The sequence below is a fragment of the Rhodanobacter sp. PCA2 genome (assembly GCF_013620825.1).
Classification (GTDB): Bacteria; Pseudomonadota; Gammaproteobacteria; order Xanthomonadales; family Rhodanobacteraceae; genus Rhodanobacter_A.
This window is the reverse complement of sequence record NZ_NJIC01000025.1, coordinates 1-10,750: the sequence shown is the minus strand read 5'-3', so window position 1 is coordinate 10,750 and position 10,750 is coordinate 1. Positions and strand designations below refer to the sequence as shown.

Annotated in this window: 8 protein-coding genes and 1 tRNA gene; 7 read left to right on the top strand and 2 right to left on the bottom strand. The window is 65.6% G+C overall.

Annotated features, from left to right (window positions below):
- Positions 1-632: outer membrane lipoprotein chaperone LolA (gene lolA / locus PCA_RS09870; protein WP_255436768.1), on the top strand; the 632-nt coding region annotated here is incomplete at its 5' end.
- Between the two features lie 22 nt (positions 633-654).
- On the opposite strand, the gene PCA_RS09865 is transcribed toward lolA, so the two are convergent.
- Positions 655-3,657, bottom strand: a complete 3,003-nt coding sequence (locus PCA_RS09865) for a ligand-binding sensor domain-containing diguanylate cyclase (RefSeq protein WP_181302444.1) — start codon at positions 3,655-3,657, stop codon at positions 655-657.
- A 197-nt stretch (positions 3,658-3,854) separates the two neighbouring features.
- Between PCA_RS09865 and PCA_RS09860 the strand changes: the two genes are divergently transcribed.
- From PCA_RS09860 to PCA_RS09835, 6 genes are all read left to right on the top strand, one after another.
- A complete protein-coding gene (locus PCA_RS09860; RefSeq protein ID WP_181302443.1) occupies positions 3,855-5,195 on the top strand; it encodes a replication-associated recombination protein A in 1,341 nt (446 codons plus the stop codon).
- Between the two features lie 733 nt (positions 5,196-5,928).
- Positions 5,929-7,209 (top strand): serine--tRNA ligase, encoded by a 1,281-nt coding sequence (gene serS / locus PCA_RS09855; RefSeq protein WP_181302442.1) that lies wholly within the window; start codon positions 5,929-5,931, stop codon positions 7,207-7,209.
- Positions 7,206-7,583 (top strand): LrgA, encoded by a 378-nt coding sequence (locus PCA_RS09850; protein ID WP_181302441.1) that lies wholly within the window; start codon positions 7,206-7,208, stop codon positions 7,581-7,583. The genes serS and PCA_RS09850 overlap by 4 nt, the downstream gene beginning before the upstream one ends.
- A gap of 77 nt (positions 7,584-7,660) precedes the next feature.
- Positions 7,661-7,750, top strand: a tRNA-Ser gene (locus PCA_RS09845).
- Between the two features lie 82 nt (positions 7,751-7,832).
- Complete coding sequence (locus PCA_RS09840; RefSeq protein ID WP_181302440.1) at positions 7,833-9,374, top strand: DUF6538 domain-containing protein; 1,542 nt, start codon at positions 7,833-7,835, stop codon at positions 9,372-9,374.
- Between the two features lie 40 nt (positions 9,375-9,414).
- Positions 9,415-10,083: a hypothetical protein gene (locus PCA_RS09835; RefSeq protein ID WP_181302439.1), complete on the top strand. Its 669-nt coding sequence runs from the start codon at positions 9,415-9,417 to the stop codon at positions 10,081-10,083.
- Between the two features lie 437 nt (positions 10,084-10,520).
- On the opposite strand, the gene PCA_RS09830 is transcribed toward PCA_RS09835, so the two are convergent.
- Entirely contained in the window at positions 10,521-10,664 is a 144-nt protein-coding gene (locus tag PCA_RS09830) for a hypothetical protein (RefSeq protein WP_181302438.1), read from the bottom strand.
- Positions 10,665-10,750 lie beyond the last annotated feature (86 nt).

Genomic DNA, 10,750 nt, shown 5'->3' with positions numbered 1-10,750 from the left:
TCTTCCTGCTGTCGCTGGCCGGCGCGGCCCAGGCCGCCACCGGGGCGGCCCGTGCACGGCTGGATACGTTTGCCGGCGGCCTGCATTCGCTCACCGGCAACTTCACCCAGTCGCTGGCTGATCCCAACGGCAACGCCGGCAAGACCAGCAGCGGCACGCTGGCGCTGGAGGCGCCGCGGCAGTTCCGCTGGGAAACCACCGCGCCGTACAAGCAGACCATCGTGGCCGACGGCAGCCGCGTGTGGATGTACGACCCCGAGCTGGAGCAGGTGACGGTGCGCATCCAGAGCAGCGAGGAGGCGCACAGCCCGCTCACCGTGCTCACCGACCTCAAGCAGATGGACCGGGAGTTCAAGGTCACCGAGCAGGGCGAGCATGACGGCCTCGCCTGGCTGCGCCTCACCTCCACTGCGAAGGACCCGCAGTTCGCCTATGCCGATCTCGGCTTCGACGCGAACGGGCTTGCGCGCATGACGTTCAGGGACCAGCTCGGCTCCATCACCGACATCCGCTTCTCGGACTGGAAGCGCAACGTGGCGATCCCCGCCTCGGTGTTCAGCTTCGTGCCGCCCAAGGGCGCCGATGTGATCGGCGACGCCCCGGTGCTGCAGGTGCAGCCGCTGAAGAACTGAATCGCGCGACCCGGCCGCCTGCTCAGCCGGCCAGCGTGCAGCAGTCGCGGCCGCGGTGCTTGGACGCGTACAGCGCGGTGTCCGCGCGCGACAGCCACGAGGTCATGCTTTCGCCGGGCCTGAGCTGGGCGACGCCGATGCTGACCGTGATGGTGATGGGCAGGCCTTCGTGCCAGACGCGCGTGCTGCGCAGCGACAGGCGGATGCGCTCGGCGATCGCCATCGCCTGGTCGCTGGTGTTGTTCGGCAGGCACAACACCAGTTCTTCGCCGCCGTAACGCCCGACCAGGTCGTCCGCGCGCAGTTGCTGGCAGATCACCGCGGCGGTGGAACGCAGCACCTCGTCGCCGATGAGGTGGCCGTGCTCGTCGTTGACCCGCTTGAAGCGGTCCAGGTCCAGCAGCGCGATGCAGGTCGGCGTGGCGCCGGCGGTGCGGCGCAGACCCTCGGCCAGTTCCAGGAAGCGGCGGCGATTGGCCACCCCGGTCAGCTCGTCGGTGCCGGCCAGCAGGTCCAGGCGCTGGTTGGCCGCGCGCAGGTCGCGGGTGTGCTCGTCGATCTGCGCCTGCAGCTGCACCGCGCGGCGGCGCAGGTAGATCGTGCGCAACTGCACCAGCAGGGCGACCAGCCCCAGCAGCAGCGTCAGTCCCAGCAGGCGCACCGGCACGGTCTCGTACCACAGCGGGGCCACGGTGATGTTCACCGTGCTTTCGGCCACGCGCGCATGCAGGCCGCGCGGCACGGCGCGCAGGTGCAGCACGTAGTCCCCGTGCGGCAGGTTGGTGTAGATCGCGCTGGGCGTGGCGCCCTTGGGCACCTCGATCCAGCCGTCGTCGAAGCCGTCCATGTGGTAGCTGTAGGTGGTCTCCTGCAGGCCCTGGTAATCGAGCAGGGAGAAGTCCACGCGCAGGCTGCGCTCGTGCGCGGACAGCGCCAGCGTGCCGCGGTCGTCGGGCAACTGGCCGAACGGCAGCGGGTGGCCGTTGACCAGCGCATTCGTCACGCGCAGCGGCACCTGGCCGTTGACCGGGCCCTGCCACTGCGGCCGGATCACGGTGAGTCCGCCCAGGCCGCCGAACAGCAGCGTGCCGTCCGGCATGCGCGCCGCGGCGGAGTAGATGTAGCTGGCGATGCGCTGGCCGTCGCGGATGCCCAGGTTGCGGATGCGCAGGCTGCGGCCGCCGACCACGGAAATGCCGTTGGAGCTGCTGATCCAGAGGTTCGCGCCTTCGTCCGGCAGCAGGGCGGTGATCTTGTCGCTGGCCAGTCCGTCGGCGGTGCCGAACACCCGGAACCGGTAGGGCGGCGTGTCGCCCTGCGCCAGCATCGCGAGGCCGCCCAGCGTGCCGGCCCACACCCGCCCGAACTTGTCGGAAGCAAGCGAATCCACCAGGTTCTGCGGCAGGCTGGTGGGGTCGCCCTCGCGCTCCGACAGGTTCACGAAGCCGTCGGTCTGCAACGGGTCGCGCGCGATGCTGATGCCGTTGTTGGTGGCGTACCAGACCGCCTGGCCGACCCGCACGATCTGGCGCACGTTGTCGTTGATCAGGCTGCCGGGGTCGTCGGAGACATGGCGGTAGTGCACCAGCCTGCCGTCGCGCGTGTCGTAGCGGTAGGCGCCGTTGTAGGTGCCGATCAGCATGCTCGAGTCCACGCGCAGCAGGCTCAGCACCGGACCGTCGTTCAACGCGGGCAGGATGGAGCCCTGCACCGCCAGCGTGTCCGGGTCGATGCGCGCCACGCCCTGGGTGCCGACCCAGATCGAGCCGTCCGGCGCCTCGGCCAGGCTCTGCACGTCGCGGCGCACCTGCCTGCCGGTCAGCCGCAGGTGCCGGATGGTGCCGGTGGCGGGGTCGATGACGTCGATCTCGCCGCCCGCAAGGCCCAGCCAGACGCGGTTGCGCATGTCGACCAGGATGCTGCGCACGTTGGGGTTGGCGATGGAATGCGCGGCGTCCGCCGCCGGCAGCATGGAGAACGCGATCTCGGGCCGGGCGTTGCTGTGCGCCGCCCCGAGGTCGGTGGCGGCCCAGGCGCTGCCGGAACGGCCCAGCAGCAGCGCGCGCACGGAGTCGCCGGGCAGCGAGGAGGGCAGCGAGGTGTCGTGGCTGAGCACGCGGGTGCCGGCGTCGCCGGGGCTGTAGGTGAGGATGCCGTCGCCATCGGTGGCGATCCACATCTGGTTCGGCGCCACCTCAAGGAAATCGCGCACGGTCGACTGCCGCGCTGCGTCCTCGTAGCCGCTGAATCCGGGAATGGTGTGCCAGCTGCCGTCCGCATCCCGGTAGACCGCGCCCATCTGCACGCTGCCCACCCACAGGCGCCCCTCGGCGTCTTCGCGCACGGCCCAGATCTGGTCGTGCAGCACTTTTTCGATCATGTCCGCGGGGGGGGCCGGACGCACGAAGTGCTTTTGGCCCGCGTGACGCACGAACAAGCCCTTGTTGTTGCCCAGCCACAGGTTGCCGCCGCTGTCCTGGAACACGGTGAAGTTCCGCGGGGCGGTCTGCGTGCCGGTGTCCGTGGTGGTGATGCGGTTGCTGCGCAGGTCCAGGTAGTCCAGCCCGGTTTCGGTGGCGATCCACGCGCCGCGCTCGCCGTCCGGCGCCAGGGCGTAGATCTTCCGGTTGCTGGTGCCGCCCGGGCCGGCGGGATAGCTGTGGAAGCGCCCCGTCTGCGGGTCGAAACGCGCCAGGCCGCCAGCATTGGTGCCCACCAGCACGCCGCCGTCCGGCAGCGCGAGCAGGGCGCGCACGTAGGTGTCGGGGAGGCCGGCCGCCGCGGCGTTGGCAAGCTCGAACACCTGCACGCGGTAGCCGTCGTAGCGCACCAGGCCGCCCATGGTGCCGATCCACATCAGGCCGTAGCGATCCTGGGCCAGCGCGGTGGTGATGGAATGGGGCAGGCCTTCGGCCATGCCCACGTTGTCGAACCACTGCCGTTCCAGCGGCTGCCATGGATCGGGGGCACGGGCCGCATGCAGGCCTGGCAGGAACAGCCAGAGCAGCAGGGCCAGCAGGACCATTCGCGCACTTGCGGGCCGACTCACGCGCACGCCTCCGCGCCGCCGGCACGCTTCACGCGAGGGCGGGGCGTTCCAGCGTTGCGGCAACCTTCCCGGGACATGCGCGGCTCCTTGCGTGGTACGCCGTTCCCCAGCCGCCATGATAGCGGGCCGCCCGGCTGCTTGGGTGGCGCTGGCCGTGGCCCTATCATGGAGCCATGCCGAATCCCCCTTTCCGGCCGCCTGCCTCCCTGTTTGCCGAACCCGAGGCGCTCAAGCCGCTGGCCGAGCGCATGCGCCCCCGCAACCTCGACGAGATCGTGGGCCAGCGCCGCCTGGTGGCGCCCGACCGCGCCCTGCGCCGGGCGCTGGAGGCGGGCCGGCTGCACTCCATGGTGCTGTGGGGGCCGCCCGGCTGCGGCAAAACCACGCTGGCGCTGCTGGTGGCGCAGTACGCCGACGCCGACTTCAAGGCGATCTCGGCCGTGCTCTCCGGCCTGCCCGAGGTGCGCAAGGCGCTGGCCGAGGCCGAGGGGAACTTCGCCCAGGGGCGGCGCACCGTGCTGTTCGTGGACGAGGTGCACCGCTTCAACAAGGCCCAGCAGGACGCCTTCCTGCCGCACATCGAGCGCGGCGTGATCCTGTTCGTGGGCGCCACCACCGAGAACCCCTCGTTCGAGCTGAACTCCGCGCTGCTCTCGCGCTGCCGCGTGCACGTGCTGGAGGCGGTGTCGGCGGACGACATCGTCGCCGCGCTCAAGCGCGCGCTGGCGGATGCGGAGCGCGGCCTCGGCGCGCAGCAGCTGCAGGTGGACGACGCTTCGCTGCAGCTCATCGCCCAGGCCGCCGACGGCGACGTGCGCCGCGCGCTCACCCTGCTGGAAATCGCCGCCGAGCTGGCCGAAGGCGGCCGCATCGACCAGACCACGCTCGAACAGGTGCTGGCCGACCGCACCCGCCGTTTCGACAAGCAGGGCGAGCAGTTCTACGACCAGATCTCGGCGCTGCACAAATCCGTGCGCTCCTCCGACCCCGACGCCGCCGTGTACTGGCTGGCGCGCATGCTCGACGGCGGCTGCGACCCGCGCTACCTCGCCCGCCGCATGACCCGCATGGCGGTGGAAGACGTGGGCCTGGCCGAGCCGCGCGCCTGGCGCATGGCGCTGGACGCCTGGGACACCTACGAACGCCTCGGCAGTCCCGAGGGCGAACTGGGCCTCGCCCAGCTTGCGATCTGGCTGGCCGTCGCGCCCAAGAGCAACGCCGCCTACACGGCATGGAACCAGGCCCGCGCCGCCGTGCGCGAGACCGGCACGCTGGACGTACCCATGCACCTGCGCAACGCCCCCACCAAACTGATGAAGGGCCTGGGCTACGGCAAGGGCTACCAGTACGACCACGACGCCGAAGGCGGCATCGCGCTGGACCAGCAGTGTCTGCCCGACGCACTGGACGGCACCGTGTTCTACGAGCCGGTGGAACGCGGACTGGAACTGCAACTGCGCGACAAGCTGCTGGCCCTGCGCGAAGCGCGCCGCAATGCGCGCGGCAAGCGCTGACGGGTCGACTCGTCAGCCCGGCGAAAGCCGGGGTCTGGCGATTTGGGGCGATGTCGCAAAAGCCACTGGGTTCCGGCTTTCGCTGGAACGACGGAGGTTTTTTTCCAACGTCCTGACGCGTGGTTGATGAAGGCGTGACCGATGAGGGGCGTGAGTTTCGGCAAAGGCCGACGCGCCTCGAAGCCCCACTCGTCGCCCCGGCGAAAGCCGGGGTCCAGCGACTTGGGGCGTTGTCGCAAAAGCCACTGGGTTCCGGCTTTCGCCGGAACGACGGCGGTTTTTTTCCAACGTCCTGGCGCGTGGTTGATGAAGGCGTGACCGATGAAGGGCGTGGGTTTCGGCAAAGGCTGACGCGCCTCGAAACCCCGCTCGCCACCCCGGCGAAAGCCGGGGTCCGGCGACTTGGGGCGTTGTCGCAAAAGCCACTGGGTTCCGGCTTTCGCCGGAACGACGGAGGTTTTTTCTCCAACCTCCTGGCGCGTGGTTGATGAAGGCGTGACCGATGAAGGGCGTGGGTTTCGGCAAAGGCTGACGCGCCTCGAAACCCCGCTCGCCACCCCGGCGAAAGCCGGGGTCCAGCGACTTCGGGTTTCGCCACGAAAGGCGCTGGATTCCAGCTTTCGCCGGAATGACGGAGCGTTTTCCCGGCGTCATGGCGCATGATTGCCGCATTGCGACAGCTCGGGCCCGGCGGCGATAATCCGTACTTTCGACCGTTACCCGGATACTCCCCATGCTCGATCCCGCCCTGTTGCGTTCGCGCCTTGCCGAAACCGCGGCGCGCCTAGCGGAAACCCGTGGCTTCGAGCTGGACGTGTCCGCCGTGGAATCGCTGGAAACCGAGCGCAAGCGCCTCGCCACCGAGACGCAGGAGCTGCAGAACCTGCGCAACACCCGCTCCAAGGCGATCGGGCAGGCCAAGGCCAGGGGCGAGGACACCGCGCCGCTGATGGCCGAGGTCGCCGGCATCGGCGACAAGCTCAAGGCGAACGAAACCGCGCTGGCCGAGGTGCAGGCGAAACTCGCCGACATCGCGCTGGGCATCCCCAACCTCCCGCACGAGTCCGTGCCGCTGGGCAAGGACGAAAACGACAACGCCGAGCAACTGCGCTGGGGCACACCGCGCACGTTCGACTTCGAGGTGAAGGACCACGTCGACCTCGGCGCCCGCCACGGCTGGCTGGACGCCGACGCCGGCGCCAGGCTTTCCGGCGCGCGCTTCACCGTGCTGCGCGGCCAGCTGGCGCGGCTGCACCGCGCGCTCGCGCAGTTCATGATCGACCTGCACACCGGCCAGCACGGCTATCTCGAATGCAACGTGCCGCTGCTCGTCAACGCCGAGACCATGCAGGGCACCGGCCAGTTGCCGAAGTTCGAGGACGACCTGTTCAACACCCGCGTGGGAGACAGCAAGCGTTACCTGATTCCCACCGCCGAGGTGTCGCTCACCAACCTCGTCGCCGACAGCATCGTCGACGCCGACGCGCTGCCGCTGCGGTTCACCGCGCACTCCATGTGCTTCCGCGCCGAGGCCGGCAGCTACGGTCGCGACACCCGCGGCATGATCCGCCAGCACCAGTTCGAGAAGGTGGAGATGGTGCAGGTCGCCGCGCCCGAGCAGTCGCATGCGCAGCTGGAGGAAATGGTCGGCCACGCCGAGAAGGTGCTGCAGCTGCTGGGCCTGCCGTACCGCAAGGTGTTGCTGTGCACCGGCGACATGGGCTTCGCCGCGATCAAGACCTACGACCTCGAAGTGTGGCTGCCCAGCCAGAACACCTACCGCGAGATTTCCTCCTGCTCCAACGACGGCGATTTCCAGGCCCGCCGCATGCAGGCGCGCTGGCGCAACCCGGAAACCGGCAAGCCCGAGCTGGTGCATACGCTCAACGGTTCCGGCCTCGCCGTGGGCCGCACCCTGGTGGCGGTGATGGAGAACGGCCAGAGCGCCGACGGCTCGATCACCGTGCCCGAAGCGCTGCGCCCCTACATGGGCGGCCAGGAGCGCATCGCGTGAACGCACCAGCCGGGCGTGGCTGGGACAAGGTCGAGTACTGGAGCAGCTACTTCCTGCTCGCGGTGCTCGGCTCGGTGATCCTCACCCGCCTCGGCTTCGCCACCGTGTGGTCGGTGCCCACGCTGGACCTGGTGCTGGGCAGCATCGCGCTGCTGCTGATCCTCGCCAGCCCCTGGATCGCCCGCCGCAGCCGCACCCTGCGCATCGGCATCGTGGCCTACGCCGCCGCCACCCAACTCGTGCCGATGAGCGTGCGCCACCCCGCCATACTGCTGCCCCTGCTCGGCGCGCTGATCCCCGTCGTCATCACGATCTGGGCGCTCGTCGCGCTGTCGCGCAAGGGCCGCGCGGGGCAGGGGCCGAGGCATACCTGATAGGATGCGCGGTGGCTGCAGGCAGTGCAGTCGGTTGACACGTCGAACCGCACAATGCGCTTGCGACAATCGAATACGGAGAGATGGCCGAGCGGTTTAAGGCACCGGTCTTGAAAACCGGCGAAGGGTCAAACCTTCCGTGGGTTCGAATCCCACTCTCTCCGCCAGATTTGCAAAAAGGCCCATTTTTGTGGGCTTTTTTGTGAACTGAGAGAAAGGGCGCTTGGTCACGTTGGTTGGTCAACAACCATGCGGCTTGCACACCATCTTTTGCGCCATGCCTCGGGCGTTTTTCACTTTCGCTTAGTGGTGCCAAAGGACCTTCAAGGGCTCTTTGGGGTGCGGATCATCAAGCGATCCCTGCGCACGCGCGATCCGTCCGTGGCCCGGCTGGGGGCTTACACGCTGGGCGCTCACTATGCTCAAATCTTCGCCAATATCCGACGCAAGGGGGCGGGGATGGCTAGGGATAGCGACGAGGGGCACGACAAGCCCCGCAAGCGGGCGGTGGTCCTCCGCACAGGAGGCGGTCCCGAGATTGTGGACTATGCGTGCAAGATCAACGCAGACGGTTCCGCCAGCATCGAGGCAACCGGGCCAGAAGATCATGCTCGCGCGATGGAGGCGTTGGCAGAGATGGAGAAGGCTGTGCCGGCCTTTCTCCGCGCCCCACCCAGGCCCGCCCCCGAACCAAGACCCGATGAAGGGGCCCTGCGTTCGGTATTGGAGACGCTCGGGGCATCGCTCAATCGGTCGTTGCCCGTGCATGCTGCTTCACCGGTGCCCTCTCGCCCGCGTGCGATCGGTAAGGCCGCTGATGCTTGGTTGAAAAGCATCGAAGCAGACACCCTGAAAAAGACGCTCATCATCAAGGCGGCGGCGATCAATGGGTTTGCCCAGCATGTCGGCACCAAGACGATGCTGCACGAGGTCCAGCGCGAGGATGTCCATGCCTGGGTGGAAGCACTCCGGACCAGTGGTTTACAGACCCCAACCCTCATCAACAAGACCTCTTATCTTCGGGGCTTTTTCAACTGGGCCGTCTCCGCGGGTGCTTATCCGAAGTTCCCCAAAGACGAGAACCCTGCGGCCGGGCATGTCGTCTACCGCAAGCAGGAAAAAAAGAAACGGCGGGCGTTCGGCTTCAAGGCTTTCACCCTCGAACAAATCCAGGCGCTTTATGCCCCTGATGCGTTGGCCACCCTGAGTGAAGGCGCGCGCTGGGGTGCGGTGATCGGGCTCTATACGGGGGCCCGAGTGTCCGAGGTGGGCCAGTTGGCTTTGGTGGACTTCACAACAGTGGATGGCGTGCCTTGCATGACGATCACTGATGAGGGTGAAGGTCAGAGCGTCAAGAATGAACCCAGCTTGCGCACGATCCCCATCCATCCCGACCTCCTTACCTTGGGCTTGATGGAGCGCGTGGAACGGCTCAGAAAACAGGGGCAAAAGAACCTGTTTCCGAAGATCAAGGTTGGATCAGTCAACGGGAGAGGCGACTGGCTCTCAAAAGCTTTCGGGCGTCACATTGAGGCCGTGGGCATCGCCAAACCAGACAAGGGTAAGTATGGGTTTCATAGCCTCCGGAAAACGGCCGCCCAAACCATGAAGGCAGCAAAGGTTCCCTTGGAGTGGCGGTGCGCCTACATGGGGCACGATCTCGATGAAGAGCATGTCGAGATTTATTCCGGTGAGTATGGGCCGCGTGAGATGCGTGAAGTGGTGGCGCCTGGTTTGGACTGGGGGCTGAATGTCCAACACATCTATACATCTATCTTTGCAGGTTCTTAAAGCGGATGAATACGCAAGATTTTCGTCAAAGAGGTCAGAGATGAAGTCGAGTTCATCCAAAGCGAGCAAGCAGCAGATCAGTGGCATTGACCTATATGTAAAGATTTACAGAGGGGAGCCCATTGAGCGGCGCCGAAACTTCTTTCTGAGGCTGGAAACAGTGAATACGGCTGCCGGTATCACTGTATTGTTTTTCTCGGCTGTATTGTGGATGTTGTTTGGATCGATATTGGTCTATTGCTTTCCAAGCGAAAAATACAGTGTTTATGACTATTTCGCCTATGTAAGTCCCTGTTGTGCTGCGATCTTGGCTGGAATGACCATCTACTATGATCGCTATAAGGGGTTGCTTTTCATTGGTAGTCTTATTCTGCTTTATGGTGGCATCATTTCATCATTGCATGGCAGTGATTATTGCGCTGCAATCGCAGGGAGATTGTTGATGATGATAATGGGTGGATTATGCGCTGTTGCCACTTTTCGTTCTGTGCAAGCCACCATCGATTTGCGGGCGAAATCACGTAATGGGCTCTTAGGGCACCCGGTATCTCTTGGGATATGGTGCCGTGAGTGGCTTACGCCGACTTTATTTATTCTATTTACCGTCTACATTGAGGCTTGGCTTCGGCACAACCTTCATTGCATCTACTTGCCGCAAGCTCAAGTAGTCTCCACGGAGGAGTGTAGTCGCATTTGGTGGCATTGGTGATGATGGTCTTATTAGTGAGCCATGATAAAAGCCCAGATTGCAGCGTATAAAACTAGGATGATGCCGGCAACGATCATGCCTTTGTCCTGCTGCTCTGCTGTTAGTTTGTCTTGGGGGGCCATAGGACTCTGTCTGTGCTTGTGATGGGCTGCCGGGACTTTGGCCGCATCAACCTAGCCCAAGGTGAACTTTGGTCAAGAGCCCCTAAAGTCACTGAGTCTTCGGACGGATCAGAACAAGTATTAGTGACAAACACAGGGCGCGTCTTAAATGTTCTGGCGAACATGACGCTCAGAGCCTAGGGCAACCCCAAAGTCCAGGGCCAAAGCCAGCAGCAACGCCGAGCCGAGCGCTAACTTAGCGTCAGCGCGTTCGGCCCGCGCCTGGCTCCGTCGATGACTGGCCAAGCCCGCCATCGACGGCCACCCTGGGCGCCGCTAAGCCAGCTTTTTGACATCCAGTTTGCCGCCCGTTGCGCGCACTGGCTTCAACTCTTTCTTGACGGCATCCAGGAAATCCAGGTGTTCCTGGATTTGCCTGGCTGCTTTGCTCGCTCCTGTCTTGATCTCGCCGTTGGTCACCAGGGCGATTGAAGCGTCCTCGTTAATTCGAGCCAGTCAGAAGTAGAGTTTCCCCACCAAGGAGCTCTGCATGAAGAAGTCGAAGT